This is a genomic window from Algoriphagus lutimaris, from assembly GCF_017051705.1.
GTDB classification, from domain to species: Bacteria; Bacteroidota; Bacteroidia; order Cytophagales; family Cyclobacteriaceae; genus Algoriphagus; species Algoriphagus lutimaris.
The window spans coordinates 368,729-387,713 of sequence record NZ_JAFIDJ010000001.1 but is presented as its reverse complement, the minus strand read 5'-3'; the positions used below and the strand labels follow the sequence as shown (position 1 = coordinate 387,713).

Below are 18,985 nucleotides of genomic sequence, written 5' to 3'. Positions count from 1 at the left end.
ACTTAAGAAAAATAAATTTTAATGAAATTTCCCCTCTCTCTTAAGCTTAAAATAGTGTTCTTTGTCCCTTTCCTTAAATACTTTTGCAGGATTTCCTCCAGCAATTCCGCAGGCGGGTATATCACTAACCACTACAGCTCCTGCTTGAATAATTGCACCTTCTCCAATAGTGACTCCACCTAAAATTATTACATTATTCCCTAACCAAACGTTATCTTCTATGGTAACATTTTTGACAATGTAGGTATTATCATAAGGGACTTTTTCCCCTTCATAATTATGGTACTTTGATAAAATCATACAGCACTTACCTGAATGAAAATTATCTCCAATCTTCACAATTCCACCTTTTGGGATTTCAATTCCATTAAAATGACAGTTGTTTCCTAAAAACACATTTTCATTAAAAACGCATTTGTAATTAACTTTCAATGAATTCCCATAGCCACCTAGAGCTTTTTTAGCCTTTTTGGTGTTTTGACTAATTCGAAGTTTTTTCCAAAAAGCTCTATAATGATGAAGTAAAAATTTGAACAACGACATTGGTTAAGAATTTTGGGGCTTCGTTTTTTGATGCAAAATCATTTCTGCCAAAGAAAAATCCATGATATTGTCTATATCATGAGAACTCAACTCATCCATTTCATACTTCCTCACCTTCTTAAAATCTTGAATTGGTTTTAATTTTAATGAATCTACATGGATTATATATATCGCTCCATTCAGCTCATAAACTTTAGGACAGTCCTGCCTTCTAATAAAATCCCCTTCCTTGGATTTGACTAGCCAACCCGCTTCATTCTCCTCTCTCAAAACATAATAAGGGTTTGACTTCGTCTCTTTTACTGATACTAACATTTCACAAGACTTATCAAAACGCTCGAGTGCTTCCTTGATATGGGCATCTGTTCTGAAAGGTGAAGTAGGCTGTAAAAGAATCAAAACGTCAGGTTGATAATTGGAATTTTCATAAAAATCAACGGCATGTAACAAAACCTCATGGGTGCCTGTGTTATCAGTAGCTAATTCCGCAGGCCGAAGGAATGGAACTTGTAACCCCAATGATTTCACTATTTCTCTAATTTCCTCATCATCTGTGGATACACAAATAACTTCATCAGGAAAGACTTTCCTTGCCGCATCGATGGTATATTGAATCAACGGCTTTCCTCCCAGGAGTTTGATATTTTTTCGAGGTACTCCTTTTGATCCCCCTCTGGCAGGAATAACTACTAATGGTTTCAAAATTTAATCTGATTAAAATCCTGCTGCGCTTTCTTATAATCATCGTGTTTGCCAATATCTAACCAATACCCTACCAGAGGGTATGCAACCACTTTTTTGCCTTGGGAAATTAATGATTCCATCAAATCAGTTGCATTGTAATGTTTCTCCTTTGGGAATTGATCGATTATTTCCTTTTTCATCAAATAGATACCTCCATTTGAATAATGAGTATAAGTTGGCTTTTCTTTCAATCCAATGACTCTTTTGTTTTCAGTTTCCATAACAGCATAGGGAACATTGATTTGAAAAGAGATACAGGCTACGGCAAAATCTGCCTTTTCTCTTTCAAAGAACATATAGAAGTCTTCAAAATCAATGTTGGTTAACAGATCCGAGTTCATCATTAATACATCATCATGAACAAAATCCTTCACGAGACCAAGTGCTCCTGCAGTTCCTAGCGGCTCCTCTTCCCTTACATATTTAATTCGGATTCCTTTCTTCGATCCATCTCCAAAATAATCCACTAACTGATCTCCCAGATACCTGACTGAAAGCCAAATATCATCTACACCATAGGAAACTAATCTGTCAATATTGTGCTCAATGATAGGTTTATCCCCTATTTTTAATAAAGGTTTTGGGGTATGATCAGTAAGTGGCTTAAGTCGCTCTCCTCTTCCCCCAGCCATAATCATGACATCAATAGGCAAATAAGACTTTTGATGCTTAAAATTGACCACATTAATAATCTGCATCTGAGCATTGACTACTGGAAAAACAGAAAAATGCTTTTTCCTTAACTCGATGATCTCATTCAAATCATATTTCCCTTGTTGTATATATTTTGGATTGGCCTGAATAAATTCAGTAAGATGACTCTCAAAATCCAACCCTCTGATAAAGCCCCTTCTCAAATCTCCATCTGTTAGAGATCCCAATAATTTACTTTCTCCATCTACCAAAAACAAAATGGCATCTGATGCCAAAGAATCTAATTGTTTTAAAGCTTCTTTGACTGAAGAATTAATATTTAATATATGCTTATGAAAAGTTTGCATATTGATCTTTTAGGACTCCTATTATTTTTTCTGATGGGTTTGGTTGGAAATAAATATTTGAACCTTGGTATTCTATTTTAGAATAATACTTCGCCTGCTCAATAATCTTTACGGATTCAAATGGCAATTGAATCACATTCTCTCCGGACAATCTTCCTTTTTGTCTATCTCCAATATTCAAAACATATTTATTAAAAGTAGCTGCTTCCACTATCCCACTTGAAGAATTCCCAATGATCAGTTTAGAATACTTCATGCAGGTAAAGTAAGATTGTGTTCCGAAGTTTTCTATAGCCTTAATATTCTTGTTTTTTTCAACTAGCTTTTCAAAAGCATTCCTAAAAATCATTCCTGAAGTATCTGCATTAGGCATTGTGATTACAATTTGAAAATGATGGGCTAGACTTTCTAGAGCAATTGCTACTTCGTTACAATATCTATCGTTAAATTCAAATGCCACTGTTTCCGGATGTATAGTCACTAATAGAGTATCTTGATTTAGGTCTATATCCCATTTATCCTTAAACTCCCAAACAGAAAGAAGAGGCATATTTGCCAAATTCTCCAAACTTAGGGACCCAACATTAAAGATTCTTGGATCTTCTAATCCCAACAGTTGAATGAGCCTGCTTTTGAAAGGATCTGCCGAAACAAAATGAAAATAACTTGAAAGTGAAATGGAGTGCCTATAAATATTATCTATAGCCCCCAAAGTCGTTTCACCTCCATGAATGTGCGCTATTTTCAATTGAAACGGCAGGGAGGCCGCAACTGCCGCCGCCATTTCAAATCGATCTCCCAAAGAAAAAACAATGTCAAATTCTTTCTGGTTTTCCTTCCAAAAATCAGAAAACTTCAAAGCAGTAAGGGCATAACTGGTCGATATAGCATTCGGTGTATCTCCAATTAACATTGACTCCACACTTCCAAAAGGGACAAAACCATCAGCCAATATTTGATTAAGCGTATATCCGTGGAATTTGGATAAATGAGTACCAAAAACAATAATTTTAAGGTCAATTTCTTTATCTGCCTTCAATGCCTTCATTAAAGGCAGATAAATCCCATAATCAGCTCGAGAACTTGTCAATAATCCAACTCTAATCACTTTAAGTGTTCTTTTAGCAGTTTAGCACCTTTATCAAGGTTTTGGTTTATTTCCTTTCCCAGTACTTCATTAATTATCATTGGTGAGATTCCATCACCAGGTCGAAGTGCAACCAAATCTTCCTTAACCAAAATATGCCCTGGTACAAGGTTATTTATTAAATGGAGGCTTTTCCTTGCAATTGTTCTATTTTTCAACTCACTTTTACTAGGTGCCTTTATTCCATTACCAGAAATAGCTTTTTCGATATTTCTAATCGCCTGAACCATAGCTTTTAGTTCATCAGGCTCCAAAGATGCCGCATGATCAGGCCCCGGTAGGGATCGATCTAGTGTGAAATGCTTTTCTATGACCACCGCGCCCATGGCTACTGCTGCTATAGGTACTTCTATTCCCAAGGTATGGTCCGAGTATCCCACTTCTACATCACATTCTTTTGCAATAGTGTTCATAGCCTTTAGGTTGACATCCTCCATTGGCGTGGGATATTCTGTATTGCAGTGCAAAACTGTAATATTTTCTTTTGCAATACCCTCTTCTAATACTAATAAAGCGGCCTTTATTTCCACTAAGTCTGCCATCCCTGTTGAAAGGATAACTGGCTTACCAAATTCCGAAATTTTTTTGAGGTAAGGATAATTGGTGATTTCTCCGCTGGGAACTTTAAATCTAGAAAAACCAAGTGAGTTTAGGTATTCCAATCCTTTGACATCAAAAGCTGTTGAAAAGAATTCGATTCCCTTTTCTTCACAATAATTTACAAGTTCTAGATGATCCTCTTCTGATAGCTCCAGCCTTTTTAGCATTTCAAATTGTGAATCAGAACCTTCACCTATATTTTTCTTTTGATAGTCCGCTTGTTTGGCTTCTTTGGAAACTAAATCTTCAGCTTTAAAAGTTTGGAATTTCACCAAATCAACTCCGGCTACTACAGCCACATCGATCAGCCTTTTTGCAAGTGCCAAATCTCCATTGTGATTTACACCGGCTTCTGCAATAATTAAAACTTTATTTCTTTTCATTTTACTAGTCATTAGCAAGAATATCGAATTGCTTTCTCCTGCATGACAAATTCTCTAGAGAACTACTTTCTTTCTCATTTCGACCACTAGAAGATTATCTTTGAAATATAAATTCATTGAATTTAGATGGCACTACTTGGAATATTGACGATTCTTTGCTCCAAAAACTCCGCATTAGTCTGGGCATCTCGCTGGCAATGTGCATACATAGGTAACCTAAACATCAATTGCCAAATAGGCCTTGTCATTACTTTGGAACCATTCGTAACTTCCAAAAAACTATTACGATGCTCCAAATTTTCCATCTCCACACACATTAGCCAATAATTAGCCTTTGTGTTTTCTAATTCCTTTCGAAAAGTAATTCCTTGATTTTCAAAAAACTCAGCATAATCCCCTGCTAATTTTCTCTTGTTTTCCAAAAAGCTTCTTAATTGCTCTAACTGTGCACAAAGTAATGCGGCATTCAAATTAGGCATCCTAAAATTATATCCCGTTTGATCATGAAAATATTCAAAGGCATGAGGGATTTTAGCCGTTGTAGTCAAATGCTTCCCTAACTTGCCTAATTTTTCATCATTGGTTACTATCATACCTCCCCCACCAGAAGTCACTATTTTGTTTCCATTAAAGGAGAACACACCAACCTTCCCAAATGAACCTGTAGGTTTTCCTTTATAAGAACTACCTAAGGATTCTGCCGCATCCTCTACTATTGGAATATTCCAATCCTTACATACTGCTAAAAGTTCTTCCAAATGAACGGGGAAACCAAAAGTATGCATAGGTAAACATGCTGCTATTCTTTTTCCTGATTTCTTATTGAATGTCCCTTTGTCTCGTCGTTCCCCAAATTCTTCAAGAAAATCCAAAACTGATTTGGGAGAAAGTCCCATAGTATCATAATCTACATCCAAAAAAATCGGCTGAGCCCCATTGTATTGGATGGCATTGGTTGTTGCCACAAATGTTAGAGCTTGGGTAAGAACCTCCTCTCCAGGTTTTACACCAACCAACTGAAGCGCAACTTGTAATCCAGCAGTCCCATTGACAACCGCCACAGCGCCTTTGGTCTGACTGATCTCGGTCATCATGGCCTCCCCTCTATCCACATAAGCCCCTACTGAAGAAACAAAGGTAGAATCCAAAGTATCCAATACATATTTGCGCTCATTCCCATTAAAATGGGGGACATGAAGTGGAATAAAGTCTTTGGTATTGAATTTATCCTGAATAAACTGAATGGTTTCTTTGAAGACCATATTTACATTTTAGCGTCTAAATATTTACCTGTTTCCTTATGCTGAAAAGAAGGTAATAGGCTGCGAAATAAATCGACAAGGTCAGTTTTTGTCCATTGCTTGCTTTCAATAAGGGTGTCAATAGATGAAAGAAAGCCATCTAGCTTTTCTTCTTTAAAAGAGAGATTGCTTTTTACTATACCTAGATTCTCGAACCGCTCCATATCCAAAGTCTCACCTTCCATAAAAAACTCCTCAAAATCTTTTTCGCCTGTGGTGTCACTTTTAGAGAAATAACATGGCCAATAGTTTCTATTCTCCTTCAGCAATTGGTTTTCCATTTTGAAAAATTGACGAGCCCGTTCTTCTGAATCGCAGATAAAAGGTTCGTAACCCAATCCTTTAAGATAATTTACTGCTATTTCTGCAAATGTAATAAGGTGCAGATCTTCACTTAACTTAGGGAAAAAGATATCCCTATTATCTCCAAGAAGACAGGACATCAAACAAAGCTCTCCAGACTCCTGAGGAGTGACAAAATACCGCTTAATGTCGTTTGGGGCTACGATGGGTTGTTTTTTTTGAATTCGTAGATTGAACCCATGCAATAATGATCCGTCAGAAAAAGCGACATTTGCAAACCTTGCTGTAGATATGGAAATGTCCTTACTCTCACGCATTAGGAAAAACTCCATTATGCGCTTTGAGGCCCCCATCATATTAACTGGGTTTGCTGCCTTGTCCGTAGACACGCAGAAATATTTTTTTATTCCGTTTTCTTTTGCTTGTCTAGCGGTTTTTAGGGTATTCAATATATTCACCTCAACCATCCGCATTAATGTGAATGAATCCTTTTCGCTCCTTACATGTTTTAGAGCTGAAAGATTTAACACATAGTCATAATCTCCGTCCGAATTCCAAAATGCATCATAAATATTAGATCCAATATCTAAAGCAAAAGTTTTAAAATCACCCTCGATATATCCATAAGAACTCCTAATATCTCTTACGAGCTCTACGAGATTATTTTCACTAATATCAACAATGTGAAGTTTCTTTGGATTTCGTTTAAAAATCTCTTTTGAAACAGCTTGGCCAATAGAACCAGCACCCCCTAATACTAGGAATTTAGACTGTGATATTTGCTTCGAAAAAAAAGAATCAAAGGACTTTATTTCATTTGAAAAAAGATCTTTCTTTCGACCTATTAGATGTAAATAATTCATTTAATTCAAGAAATTGTTTTCAATCAACTGATTATAAAATCAATTAAATCTAGACAGAATTAGGTTATTGGAAAATTGCTTTTTTCCATCCTAGAAGTTTTTACTGTCTACTAATTATAATGGGGATATTCAAAAGTCAACTACAAAAAATCTTTGGAATTAAGCCTGTTATCAAAACAAAAGAATCCCCTGAATAAAAATCAGGGGATAGCTTTCATAATTACTTAGATCCGATATTAAACACTTCAAAACCAAGAGTATTCAAGTATTTTCTATCATAGATATTTCTACCATCGAATATCACTTTGTTTTTTAAGAGCTTGGAAACTACATCCCAACTTGGAATTCTGAACTCTGACCATTCGGTCACTAGCAACAATGCGTCAGCATCGACCAAAGCATCATAAGAATCCTTACAATAAGTCACTTTATCAAATAGGTAATGTTCTTTAGCCTCTTCCATGGCAACAGGATCATAAGCCTTAACAGTTGCTCCTGCTTCTCTTAACTCATCAATGATTACGGCAGCTGGTGCTTCCCTCATATCATCGGTATTCGGCTTAAAGCTTAAACCCCACATGGCAAAGGTCATCCCGCTTAAATCCTCTCCAAAATGTGCTTTCACTTTATTGGCTAGAACATGCTTCTGGTCATCGTTCACATCTTCTACAGCCTGAAGAACTCTCAGATCATACCCATATTGTTTGGCTGTCTTGATAATGGCTTTAACATCCTTAGGGAAACAGGATCCACCATATCCTACACCAGGGTAAATGAATTTATTTCCAATTCTCGGATCTGTTCCAATTCCTCTTCTGACCATATTGGCATCCGCCCCTACTTTTTCACATAGGTTGGCAATGTCGTTCATGAAAGAAATTTTTGTCGCTAACATGGCATTTGCTGCATACTTAGTCATTTCCGCAGAAGGAATATCCATATAGATGATTCTCTCACCACTTAGCTGAAATGGTTTATACAAGCGCTTCATGATTTCCTCTGCACGAGTATCATCCACTCCGATTACAATTCTATCGGGTTTTAAGAAATCCTCTACAGCAGCTCCCTCTTTTAGAAACTCAGGGTTTGAAGCTACTGCAAAGGGAAGATCAGCCCCCCTTTTATCTAAGGCATTTTTAATTGCTGCTCTTACCTTTTCACCAGTAGTAACAGGTACAGTACTTTTAGTAGCTACAACGATATAATCTGACATCTTTTGACCAATCTCATCAGCCACTGCCAATACATATTTTAAATCCGCAGAGCCATCTTCTCCTGGAGGAGTGCCTACTGCGATAAATGCAACAGATGCACCTTGAATTGCTTCCCCTAAGTCTGTGCTAAATTGTAATCTTCCACTTTTATAATTTCGAACCACAATTTCTTCTAGTCCTGGTTCATAAATGGGCATGATCCCATTCTTTAATTTTTCTATTTTCTTTTGATCAATATCCACACAGGTAACTTCGATACCTACGTCAGCAAAACAAGCTCCTGACACCAACCCAACATAGCCGGTACCAACTACTGCAATTTTCATAAAATTATTCCTTAAATATTAATTTAATAATCGATCAACTAGGATCCCTAACGTTGCTAAACTAGAAGCAAGTCCTATCCATCCCGCTGCATTAAGTCTATTTCTTTGAGGTTTTTTGGGCACTACAATTTCAGCTCCAGGTTCAAGCTCAGGATAAAATTTTATTCCCAAAAAATTATGCGTTCGTTTGGCATCCCCGTTCGCATAAATCACATAGGTTTTAGATTTTCTAGCCTCTTCTGTGAATCCTCCTGCTTTTGATATGTAATTTTTTAAACTATTCTTTTTATTATATCTGCTAGTAGTAGGTAACAACACCTCCCCTACCATTCTGACCGTTTGTAACTCTTTAGGTACTCTGATAATATCTCCTTCCATTAAGAACAAATCCTCATCTGAACCAGGGTTTTGCATAATCTTCTCCAAATCAATCCCTACTAAATCCTGCTCTGAGATTCTTACTTGATTGATTGTGGAATCTAGGGATATTGTATCGTTTAAATTAGAGGATTCAAACAGCTTCATTCTTTCCTGTTCTCTTTCTCTCAAGATACGCTCTTGCTCTTTTTGACTTAACTTCGTATTAATCCTTTCATACATCAACTCCTCAGCTTCATTGATATTACGATTTCTTTCAGGGTCCAGGTTATCCTTTAAATTCCTTAAAGCCCCCTCTTTCATCTCCTCTTCTGTCGGGCCTTTGTAATAAACGGTTCTTCTTATCAAACTTGCGCCTTTAGGATAGGCAAATTGAGTCAAACCGCCCGCCCTTTTAATTACATCAGAAATTCTTTCATCTGCTCCTGAGATCGCAAACTCTCCAGGGTGTACCACTTCTCCTTGCAAGGTTATTAATTGCTCTCTTTCAAAACCTGGACTTCTACGAATAAATACATGGTCAAAAGGTTTTAAGGGCATACTGGACTCTTCGGCAGTTAATTCTAAATTAGGATCTATAGATAAATTAGAAATTTCTGCAATTTTTCCAGAATTAGGATCTCTAACTCTTCGCGCAATTTCAATTGACGCATTCGAGGCAGATTGTAATAATCCTCCGGATCTTAAAATCAAATCTCCAACTGTCATGTTAGAGGCAAATGGATAAGTTCCAGGAAAATTGATCTCTCCGGATATTTTGACATAATATTCTTCTTGAATATCATATCTACTTGGGATAAATAATAAATCCTCGTTCTGAAGAGTAATATCAGGTTTTGATCCATTCAAAATTCCAGCTAAATCCAATGATTCAGCAGCAAGAGTCAAATCTGTACTTGTTCTATATAAAGTAGATCTGTTGGTAAACGCTTCTGGTTTTAGCCCTTGGGCTTTTTCAACCAATCCTTTTACAGTTAACTTCCCTTCTTCAAAAGAATATTCCCCCGGACGATTCACTGCACCCGAAATCTGAACCCTATTTACAAATCGATCCAATGCCTCACCTATTAAAATTTCATCACCATCTTTGAGAAGAAAGGAGTTATATTGACTAGACGAAACATCAATTACTTTTCGTTGATTATCCTCAATCCTTCTAATCGTAACTCGATCTTTATAAGCCAAACTTTCAAAACCTCCCGAATAGATGTATAAGTCTGTTAGGTGTTCCTCAGGTTTAACTTCAAATAAACCCTCTCTCCTAACTGGGCCAATCACTTCCACTCTAGCTTGGACAGGTGGAACAATCACGACATCATTATCCTGTAACGTGATATTTGAACTCTGCTCACCTTTAGAAAGGAATTCATAAATATCTACTGTCGCTACCAATCTACTGTTTCTGTAAACTTGAATATTTCTAAATGCACCATTTTCATTTGGGCCACCAGCTGCATATAAACCATTGAAAACTGTTGCAAAAGAAGGCAATGTATAGGTGCCAGGTTTCGTCAATTCACCCACCATAGAAACTTTGATAGAGCGAATATTTCCCAGACGTAATTGAATAAATGTATTAGGCTCTGCTCCATTTAGCCCAGAATATATTCTTCCCAAAGAGGTTTTTATCCTTGCTGTTGCTGCCTCAATGGTGGAGCCTCCCACTTGTATTGGACCAATATTGGGCAGATAGACTCTTCCTTCTGGAGTCACATTCAAATCAAATGATTGTTGGGACGCTCCGTAAACATCCAGCAATAACTGATCTCCAGCTCCAATAACATAGGATAAAGGAGTAGGAAGGTTTAGACTTGGTGAAAAGTCCAAATTTTTATTATGAAATAACTTAAATCCAAAGATTTTTTTCTGAATTGGGGTTAAATCATAATAGGGATCTGATCTTCTGAGAGAATCAAATACATCTCTCCCATTTCCCCCTACTACTGACCTACCTGAGCCTACAGGCGTCACTCCATTTTCAGGACTTACAGCCATTTGTAGTTGGTTGATTCTTTGCCTCAATTTTGCGGCTTCCATTGCAGGCATTCCCCTTTCTCTTGCTAAGGCTTCCAATTGATTCACTGTCAGTCCATTTGCCTCTGCTCTCTTTAACAATTGTTCCAATTGAGCATCCGATAAATTATCCACCTTCAAGTTTTGGATATCTGATAGATTTTGGGCCTGTACCATTAATCCAATCAAGAAAAATAGGACGGTAAACATAAATACCCTGATATCAATTGTTTGATATCGCCTTCTTAAAGCATCTGAGATCATTATATTTTTGGTATTAACCATAAAGTAAGTTGCAATAAAATTTCCAAAATCAATAAGCTCGGGCTACAGCTTCGCCCTTTCAGTCACATATTTGTACTTAGCAATTGAAGAATATCTTGTAGCAGGATTTAGACTCCTGCTTCTTTATCAAATAGTACCAAACCTGAAGAGGTTATCCGTTCTCCATGCAAGGTAAATACCACTTTTCTTTCAATAAGCTCCTCCACTCTTTTAGTCAAGTGGCTAATATATTCTGCATTTAAGCTTTCACCCGCTACCAACACTTCTATATTCCCAGAATCTATACCTTCAGCAATATCTCCAACCAAAACCACTTGCTCTACTTCTCCCATCCTTTCTAAAATCTGCTCCAACAACTTATCCAATCCCAAATATTTCCGAATGATCTCTTGAATATTTGAAAAGAATGGATGCTTTACATTTGCTTGGTATTCAATTTTATTTTTATCTGTATGCCTTTCCAATATACCTGCTTGGGTCAGGTTATTTAATTCTTTTCTAATGGCATTGGTAGATTCCCCAAATTCCTCAGCCAAACCTCTCAAATGGCTATGGGTTTTGGAATTGACAAAAAACTTGACCAAAAGTCTCAGTCTAGTCTTAGAAGTAATTAATGAATCAAGCATAAAAAATCACTTTTATAGTGAGTAACAAAGGTACTCATTAGAACGAACTGAAAAAACAAAATGATTATTTTGAAACACTTGTTGGAGCAAGAAGCTTAAATGAGTTGAAATTTTATCCTCTGTAAATATTATCCGGCCTCTTTTTAAGCATTCTTCTGAACAAACTCCCAGAATAGGCACTAAAGGCTCCTAATAAAAACCCAATCAACCCTGTGATTGCGGAAAGAAATACACCACTACTTGCCCCCATAATTTCAGCCATTTGATCTGGAAGTGAGCTTCCCGTCATAAAACTTAGATAAACTGTTTGACCAACCCAAGCAAGTCCCATCCCTAAGCCTCCTGCTAAAAATGAGACAAATCCTTTTAAACCGAAAGCAACTGAAAGAATCCCAATTAAAATCATTACGATCCAGTAAGGGAAAAATGGATTTACAAAAACCACAATTAAAGCAATTAAAATTGTTAGTGATATAAACTTCATGACGTTACTTTAAAGTAGTTTGAAACAGTATCCCTTCTAAATTTTCCGGGGCTCTTAGATCGAAATTCAAATAGTCCCCTTCTGCCCAAATGGGCAACAAATCAGCATAATATTTACTCCCAGGATTGCCTGACTGTCCTCCAGGATATACCCCATGGGCATTTGGTGAATCTCCCAACTCGACGATCATTCTCCAACTTGCTCCGTTCCTTCCACTGGTAGCATTCACTATTCCAGATCCACCTCCTGTATACACATGTGATTTGGAAAATGAATTAAACTGCGGTACTAGATGCTGGATGGTGGTGTTTTTGAAATTTGCCCAAGCATAATCTCCCTCTTTTAAAATATATTCATTCAATTCTTCCACCATTAGTTCAAATGATTTCCTGACAAGTGTAGTTGCTGTTTCTTTTTCTGAGGTACTTTTATTATCAAAAATCTCTCCCTCTGGTTCTTGAATTAATAGCTGTATGGTGCGGTAACTATTTGGCTTGACTACCGCCACGCCAAATTCATCCCATTTCTCCCAAATTAAGTTATATAATTTATCCCACCAGATATGATAAACGGTAGGAGCCTTTTGGTTGGGTTCAGCATAATAATCCCAGTTTTGAAGCTGTTTCAAAAAGGTCTGTGAATTTTTCCCTTCAGGGACTTGATCACCCAGGAGCTTTAACATGGTAGGAAGAATTTCTGAAGCCTGCTGATAATAATCATCAAACTGTAATTCTTTCATGTCCTCTACCGTAATTTGATCCATCTCCCTAAGTCTTCCATTAATTCGATGATTTCTGTAATGCTCATAACTATTATCAAAAACATAATAGGGGTAAGTCGAATTTACCGGTCGCTGGTTTGCAGAGGAAACAAAACCTCTTTCAGGGTTTAATGTACTTGGATTTTGATTATTTGGAATAAACTGTTGCCATTCCATTCGAGGGTCTGAACCATCCATAAAAAACTTACCTTGTTCAGGCCATTTTAGTGCAAATTTCCCCTGGATTCTCATCGCAATATCACCGGAATTAGATGCAAAAACGAAGTTTTGAGCAGGGGCTGTAAAATGATCCAAGGCCTGGTTATAATCCTGATGATTTTTAGCCTTATTGAGCGATAAAAAAGTCTTCTGTTCATTAGAACCCATATGAACTGTCCACTTCAACGCAAAATTGACATCCTGTCTGTCTCCTCGGAAATTTCTATCATATACAATCGGACCGTAATGAGTGTAGACTACTGTATCTAAAAAATCTTCTTTTCCTTTGACCTTGATCTCCTCTATCCGAAATGTAGTTTTCCTCCATTCATCTCCATATTTGTAGGCATTCCTACTACCATCCCGGAATGTAATTTTGTACCAGTCCCTTGCATCTTTTGTGGCATTAGTAACTCCCCAGGCAACATTTTCATTAAAACCGGAAATGATTCCTAAAGCTCCGGGAAGTGAAGCCCCTTTTACAGAAAATTCAGGAGTGGTCAATTGTAATGCATACCACAATGATGGAAGGTTCAGACTAAGATGCGGATCGTTGGCTAAAATTGGTCTTCCATTCTTCGTTTTTGTACCAGATACTGCCCAATTATTAGAACCTATTCCTTCAGCTGGCTGAGGTAAAGGCTCAAAAACCAATGAATCGTTTGGATAAGCAACCCCTTCTGGCTTTTCAATAGGTATTGGTTCAAAATCCCAAACCTTTTCTTTTTCTATTACAGGATCACTTTCTTCTGAAAAATCAGGATACAGCTTATCCAACATTTCTGCCCCTAAAATCTTACGTAAGTTGGTATATTCTAAATCCCTATCACCCACCAACATGTCAGACATGTATTTTAAAAGCAACAAAGTTTTGTAAGGAGTCCATTCCTCAGGTCGGTAATTTAAAATCTTGTATTCCACAGGAAGTTCACCTGGACTTAACTCATGGATATATTGATTTACTCCTTTGGAGTAAGACTCAATATATTCCAACGTTTCTTGATCATTGGCTTTCAAATAATCCAACCCTAGCTCTGCACCATAACCAAGTCCTTTTCTTCTGGTAATTCGATCAAGGTCTAAGGCGATTTCACCTACTATCTCTGATAGTCTTCCAGCCGCAGCTCTTGTCTGAAACTCCATTTGCCAAAGCCTATGCTTGGCGGTAATGTATCCCTGAGCTTGGTATAAATCCTTTGCATTTTGAGCAAAAATGTGAGGAATCAGGTGTTCATCATAATTTACTTGTACCGGTGCACTTAACCCTGGAAGCGAAATTTCAGATTCTGCTTTTTCATCCTCACTGATCATATTTTGCCAAAATCCATGATTGGGGTCTAATAAAGGTGCAATCGGTGGAATAGGTCCAATAGGTCTTGAAATATATATAGCCAAAGCAATCGTGATCCCGAGAACAAATAGGAAGGAAAAATATTTCATATGTTTTAAAACAAGGGAACTGGAATAAGATTAGGGTAGAATCAATTTACATGATATACCAAAGAGCATACATCGAGCGAATTTAATCCATTCTTTCTTAATCTCTATTTTTCAAATTAAGTTTTGATATGAATCAAAAAAAGCCCCCAATTATGAATTGAGGGCTTTGAGTTTGTTTATTATTTTACTGAATTGTAATTGGAAGCTTTAATTTTTCCCAACGGATCACTAACCCTGGGGTTTCTAAATCAATAGATAATCTTTCTTGAGAATTTTCTTCCCAAACTGGGTCAACTTCAACCCTCAACACATCATTATCCTCATCATATTGAAAATGACCATGCTCCAAATCCCACTCAGAATTGAAGATGATGGTCCAAGAAGCGTTTTCTTTTGGAATTGTAAAAAGTGAATACTTTCCAGCTTTCAACAATTCTCCTTCCACGGTCATATCCTCACTCAGTTCTACATAGGTAGCCTCATTGGCTCCAGTCCGCCAAACTACATTATAAGGAACCAAGTCTCCCCACAAGACCCGCCCTTTTACAGCTGGGGAACCATAATGTACCTTAAACGCTTTTCCAGCTACCATTCCGTCTTTCACTTCAAGAGGACTGGGTCTATTCTCTACTTCCTCAGATTCCATATCCGAATTGGACATAGCGGACTTTTCAATAGATTCAGAGGATTTAGGATCGCATGAAGTAAATAAAAGGGTAGCTATAGCGGATACCCAAATTAAGTATTGTATTTTCATGATACGGAGATTTCTCTTTCAAGTAAACAATTAACTTCTTCCTTACAAAATTCCAGCCTTTCTCAATTTAAACGACAATTTTCATACCTATGAGGGCCAAGCAACTAATTTTTCAACAGTTTATCTAATTTACCGTATTACAGACGAAAAAGGCCAAGAATTTGTTAAAACAAATTAAACCTTTCAGATATTCTGATTTCTAATTTTGACTCATTTAATTTGAAGTCCACTTAGCTTACCTATGAAATACCTCTCAGGAATAATCTTTTGCCTATCACTGATTTTATTTTTAAGTGTTTATGTTTCTCCCGAATATTTCCCATACGTAGGCTTACTCCCCTTTTTGATCCCGATCATTTGGTTAATCAACCTATTCCTATTTTTCATCTTTCTTTTATCTTGGAAAAAATGGGCTTGGTTTCATTTGGTCGCACTTTTGATTGGGTATAAATTTGCAATAATCACACTTCAGTTCCATCCGAAAAATGAAGAGTCCAAAGGGCTTAAAGTACTTACCTACAATGCCCATAATTTTGATTTTAAAAGGGACGCCGAAGGCAAAATAGATCAAAATATTTTCACCTGGCTGAATGAACATCCTGCGGACATCAAAGTGTTTCAGGAGTTTTACCAGGATTATACCTCTGCTTCCAGAAATGCAATAAAACTTCTAGGCAAAGACAATAGTTTTTATTCCTTCTACCACCCAGTTGATGGAAACCCTGAAAAACGATCCATAGGCTTAGCCATTTTCAGTAGATACCCGATCATTCATGAAGGTAAGGTCTTTGATAAAAATGGAACGAATGGGGCAATTTTTGCTGATGTTTTAGTGAATGGTGATACCCTCCGCATTTATAATGCACATTTGGAATCCATGAGAATTAATTCCGATGGTTTGGAAAATCTGGAAGGGGTTAAAGAAAACTACCGACAAACTCTGGGAAAACTCCATAGAGGGAGCTTAGAACGGAGCAAGCAATTAAGTGTATTAGTGGAACATTTAAAAAACAGCCCTCACCCTGTCATTTTAATGGGTGACTTGAATGAAATCCCTTATTCCTATACTTATTTTAAACTTGGGGAGAATTTGGACAATGCATTTGAAAAAGCGGGCAGAGGTTTTGGGTTCACTTATAATAAGGTTTTGTTCTTTTTGAGAATTGATCACATTTTTTCCTCACATAATTTAAAAGCAATCGAGTTTAAAACACATAGAGAGGTAGATTATTCAGATCATTATCCAATATCAGCTACTTTCTCAATAGAACCTTCATCGGATTAATTTCTTAGCTTTCTTCTCCCATACTTTTTTCATGGGAAGTAGTAAAATAGGAAGAAGGAGTACATCAGACAGTAATGCAACGATCAAAGAAGCTGCAATCAATAATCCCGTAAAATGAGTAACCCCAAAATCACTCGCTATTAATAATCCAAATCCCATGACCAAAATTATGGTGGTCAAAACGATGGCTCTCCCAGTTTCCATCACGGTTCTTTTGATTGCGTAAATCAAACTTTTACCTTTCCCCAATTCAAATCGTAATCTTGTCATGAAATGAATACTATCGTCCACAGCGATTCCAAAGGCCACCGTAAAAAGAATTGCAGTAGTTAACTTAAATTCAATTCCAAGCAAAATCATCATTCCTAACATCCAAATCAATGGGATGATATTTGGTATCAAAAGAATCAAAGAAATTCTCCAAGATCTGAATAAGATCCCAGCAATCAGGCCTACCACTAAAAAAGCAACTCCTAGACCTTTAGCCATTTGAACTGTCACAGATTGATGTCCATTGTCAATTAGATAGGCAGTACCAGTCCATTGAAGACTTAATATTTGGGGATCAATCTCTCTGTTCACAAAATCTTGAAACTCTTCGCGAATCTGGGCCATTTTATAGGACCCAAAATCTGGAGATCTACCGCTGATTCGTCCCTCTTGATTATCATTGAGAAGTAATTTGAAATTCAATTCCTCCCCTGCTCTTTTCAAATACTTTTCCATTCTTTGAAATTGTCCGGGAGAAGGAAATACAAAAGCCTTCACGCTACCTTGATTTTGAGCCTGATTCAAGGTTTTTACAATAGTCAAGGGGGATAGAAATTGATTTGTACCAGTAAGCTCAGCTAATTTGGATTCAACTTTTTCAAGTGCTTCTAATACTTCGTAATCCATCAAAGAGGAAGCATCCAGGCCAGTTTTTAAATAGATTTCCAATGGATTTGAACCTCCATATTGCTCATCAAAATAGTGGACATCTAATTGTATTGGATGGTTTTCAGGCAGGTTATCCAATAGGTATCCGTTTACATGGATTTTTGATCCTCCCCAAATACTCAAGAGACTGATCAATAGAAAACTCATCAAAATCCATTTCCTTTTTTTCAGGACTTCTATAAATAATACTTTTAAAAAATTGGCAGAAATAAATTTGTCAGTCCCTTGGTTTGGCTGAATTCTACTTAGGTATAGAATCCCGGGGGTCAGTAAAATCAAGGCTCCAAATACTACCAACACACCAATTCCAGTACTTACCCCAAATGATTTTAATGCAGGAATAGTGGTAAAGTATAAAGAGATAAATCCTAAAGAAGTTGTTAAAATGGTCAACCAAACCGGAATAAAAAGTTCCTTGAAAACCTCTTGAATCGATTTTTCTATACGTATACCCTGACGGATTTTTTGGTTCAAATGTGAAATAAAATGGATCAAAGCGCTTAATCCAACAATAAGAAATATTGTAGGTTGCATCACGGACATCACATCTAGGGCTTTTCCGAAATAAAGCATCACAGCAAAAGACCATAGAGTTCCTATCAGTAAAACCACACATGGAATCCATATTGACCAAAATGTCCTGAAAATAAAGAAAAGCATTCCAAGAATCAGTACTATAGAAGCTCCAAAAAACATCCCGAACTCCTTTTGCATCAAACGGATAAAATCCCCTTGAGCTTGAATTTTACCAGCAATGGCCTTTGGTTGAATAGCAGCTTGTTCAATTACTCCTTTGATCTCACTGTAAAGCCTGTCTCCATTTTCCTTACTTATATTTTGAGTATTCTTTATCCATAGCAACAGTGATTTCCCGTCTTTTGAAATCAATTGGGTTTTATAAACCCCTAAATCTGACGAAGATTCCGACAATTCACGTTCCGTATCCCATTTCAATACCTTTTCATTTCTTAAACCAAATAATCCAATGATTGGCTTTTCTATATTTAGAATTGATATGACTGTGTCCACTCCCTCCAAGTCCTTAATCTTGATTTGAATAGACCAGATTGAATCCAAAAAACGCTTTTCCAACAAATCGCCACCAGGGTTTTCAAGAGCGATTAGCAAATAGTCATTATCGTTTTCGAACTTCTTTTTATACTCTTCATAAAACTCTAAGTCTTCATTGCTTTGGGGAAAAAATTGTTCAAAGTCATAATTAAAGCTGATTTTAGGAGGAAAAATTAAAATCAAAACAGTAATTAAAATCCCAATTCCCAGGAATATATATGAAATAGATTTGTGGAACATGTGAAAATTTAAGTCTTTACCAATAGACCTCTAGAACTTAATAATACAAGATAACTCTGATCT

15 protein-coding genes are annotated in these 18,985 nt (G+C 36.8%); 1 reads left to right on the top strand and 14 read right to left on the bottom strand.

The annotated features are described in order from the left end of the window. Positions 1-18: 18 nt before the first annotated feature. The 13 genes from JYB62_RS01555 to JYB62_RS01495 form a co-directional block, all read right to left on the bottom strand. Positions 19-543, bottom strand: coding sequence for an acyltransferase (locus JYB62_RS01555; RefSeq protein ID WP_205643691.1), 525 nt, complete (start codon positions 541-543; stop codon positions 19-21). 3 nt (positions 544-546) lie between these two features. Further along, positions 547-1,245 carry an acylneuraminate cytidylyltransferase family protein gene (locus JYB62_RS01550; RefSeq protein WP_205643690.1) on the bottom strand — a complete coding sequence of 233 codons (699 nt, stop codon included), beginning with the start codon at positions 1,243-1,245 and terminating at the stop codon, positions 547-549. Continuing rightward, a complete protein-coding gene (locus JYB62_RS01545) occupies positions 1,242-2,288 on the bottom strand; it encodes a nucleotidyltransferase family protein (protein ID WP_205643689.1) in 1,047 nt (348 codons plus the stop codon). Before JYB62_RS01545 ends, JYB62_RS01550 begins: the two co-directional genes overlap by 4 nt. After that, positions 2,272-3,396, bottom strand: a complete 1,125-nt coding sequence (neuC, locus tag JYB62_RS01540; protein ID WP_205643688.1) for a UDP-N-acetylglucosamine 2-epimerase — start codon at positions 3,394-3,396, stop codon at positions 2,272-2,274. The genes JYB62_RS01545 and neuC overlap by 17 nt, the downstream gene beginning before the upstream one ends. Then, the gene (gene neuB, locus JYB62_RS01535) at positions 3,393-4,418 is read right to left on the bottom strand and encodes an N-acetylneuraminate synthase (RefSeq protein ID WP_205643687.1); all 1,026 of its coding nucleotides are present in this window, start codon (positions 4,416-4,418) and stop codon (positions 3,393-3,395) included. Before neuB ends, neuC begins: the two co-directional genes overlap by 4 nt. 122 nt (positions 4,419-4,540) lie before the next feature. Then, complete coding sequence (locus JYB62_RS01530) at positions 4,541-5,680, bottom strand: LegC family aminotransferase (RefSeq protein ID WP_205643686.1); 1,140 nt, start codon at positions 5,678-5,680, stop codon at positions 4,541-4,543. Between the two features lie 2 nt (positions 5,681-5,682). After that, positions 5,683-6,885, bottom strand: coding sequence for a UDP-N-acetylglucosamine 4,6-dehydratase (locus tag JYB62_RS01525; RefSeq protein WP_205643685.1), 1,203 nt, complete (start codon positions 6,883-6,885; stop codon positions 5,683-5,685). 220 nt (positions 6,886-7,105) lie between these two features. Then, a complete protein-coding gene (locus JYB62_RS01520; protein ID WP_205643684.1) occupies positions 7,106-8,425 on the bottom strand; it encodes a UDP-glucose dehydrogenase family protein in 1,320 nt (439 codons plus the stop codon). Positions 8,426-8,443: 18 nt separating this feature from the next. Continuing rightward, positions 8,444-11,026, bottom strand: coding sequence for an SLBB domain-containing protein (locus JYB62_RS01515; protein ID WP_243431414.1), 2,583 nt, complete (start codon positions 11,024-11,026; stop codon positions 8,444-8,446). A 182-nt stretch (positions 11,027-11,208) separates the two neighbouring features. Continuing rightward, positions 11,209-11,727, bottom strand: a complete 519-nt coding sequence (locus tag JYB62_RS01510) for a DeoR family transcriptional regulator (RefSeq protein WP_205643682.1) — start codon at positions 11,725-11,727, stop codon at positions 11,209-11,211. A gap of 112 nt (positions 11,728-11,839) precedes the next feature. Continuing rightward, positions 11,840-12,211 (bottom strand): hypothetical protein, encoded by a 372-nt coding sequence (locus JYB62_RS01505; RefSeq protein ID WP_205643681.1) that lies wholly within the window; start codon positions 12,209-12,211, stop codon positions 11,840-11,842. 4 nt (positions 12,212-12,215) lie between these two features. Next, the gene (locus JYB62_RS01500) at positions 12,216-14,630 is read right to left on the bottom strand and encodes a penicillin acylase family protein (RefSeq protein ID WP_205643680.1); all 2,415 of its coding nucleotides are present in this window, start codon (positions 14,628-14,630) and stop codon (positions 12,216-12,218) included. 184 nt (positions 14,631-14,814) lie between these two features. Further along, entirely contained in the window at positions 14,815-15,387 is a 573-nt protein-coding gene (locus JYB62_RS01495) for a DUF2911 domain-containing protein (protein ID WP_205643679.1), read from the bottom strand. Between the two features lie 241 nt (positions 15,388-15,628). On the opposite strand from JYB62_RS01495, the gene JYB62_RS01490 reads away from it, so the two are divergent. Further along, positions 15,629-16,672 (top strand): endonuclease/exonuclease/phosphatase family protein, encoded by a 1,044-nt coding sequence (locus tag JYB62_RS01490; protein WP_205643678.1) that lies wholly within the window; start codon positions 15,629-15,631, stop codon positions 16,670-16,672. Here JYB62_RS01490 and JYB62_RS01485 read toward each other — a convergent pair. Next, positions 16,661-18,922 carry an efflux RND transporter permease subunit gene (locus JYB62_RS01485; RefSeq protein WP_205643677.1) on the bottom strand — a complete coding sequence of 754 codons (2,262 nt, stop codon included), beginning with the start codon at positions 18,920-18,922 and terminating at the stop codon, positions 16,661-16,663. The two genes, JYB62_RS01490 and JYB62_RS01485, sit on opposite strands and share 12 nt — an antisense overlap. Between the last annotated feature and the right edge of the window lie 63 nt (positions 18,923-18,985).

Bases quoted from the DNA above. Each gene is read 5' to 3' on its own strand.
- JYB62_RS01505 (WP_205643681.1), bottom strand. From the start codon at position 12,211: ATGAAGTTTATATCACTAACAATTTTAATTGCTTTAATTGTGGTTTTT.
- neuB (WP_205643687.1), bottom strand. From the start codon at position 4,418: ATGAAAAGAAATAAAGTTTTAATTATTGCAGAAGCCGGTGTAAATCAC.
- JYB62_RS01515 (WP_243431414.1), bottom strand. From the start codon at position 11,026: ATGTTTACCGTCCTATTTTTCTTGATTGGATTAATGGTACAGGCCCAA.
- JYB62_RS01490 (WP_205643678.1), top strand. From the start codon at position 15,629: ATGAAATACCTCTCAGGAATAATCTTTTGCCTATCACTGATTTTATTT.
- JYB62_RS01495 (WP_205643679.1), bottom strand. From the start codon at position 15,387: ATGAAAATACAATACTTAATTTGGGTATCCGCTATAGCTACCCTTTTA.
- JYB62_RS01520 (WP_205643684.1), bottom strand. From the start codon at position 8,425: ATGAAAATTGCAGTAGTTGGTACCGGCTATGTTGGGTTGGTGTCAGGA.
- JYB62_RS01525 (WP_205643685.1), bottom strand. From the start codon at position 6,885: ATGAATTATTTACATCTAATAGGTCGAAAGAAAGATCTTTTTTCAAAT.
- JYB62_RS01485 (WP_205643677.1), bottom strand. From the start codon at position 18,922: ATGTTCCACAAATCTATTTCATATATATTCCTGGGAATTGGGATTTTA.
- JYB62_RS01530 (WP_205643686.1), bottom strand. From the start codon at position 5,680: ATGGTCTTCAAAGAAACCATTCAGTTTATTCAGGATAAATTCAATACC.
- JYB62_RS01545 (WP_205643689.1), bottom strand. From the start codon at position 2,288: ATGCAAACTTTTCATAAGCATATATTAAATATTAATTCTTCAGTCAAA.
- JYB62_RS01500 (WP_205643680.1), bottom strand. From the start codon at position 14,630: ATGAAATATTTTTCCTTCCTATTTGTTCTCGGGATCACGATTGCTTTG.
- JYB62_RS01510 (WP_205643682.1), bottom strand. From the start codon at position 11,727: ATGCTTGATTCATTAATTACTTCTAAGACTAGACTGAGACTTTTGGTC.
- JYB62_RS01555 (WP_205643691.1), bottom strand. From the start codon at position 543: ATGTCGTTGTTCAAATTTTTACTTCATCATTATAGAGCTTTTTGGAAA.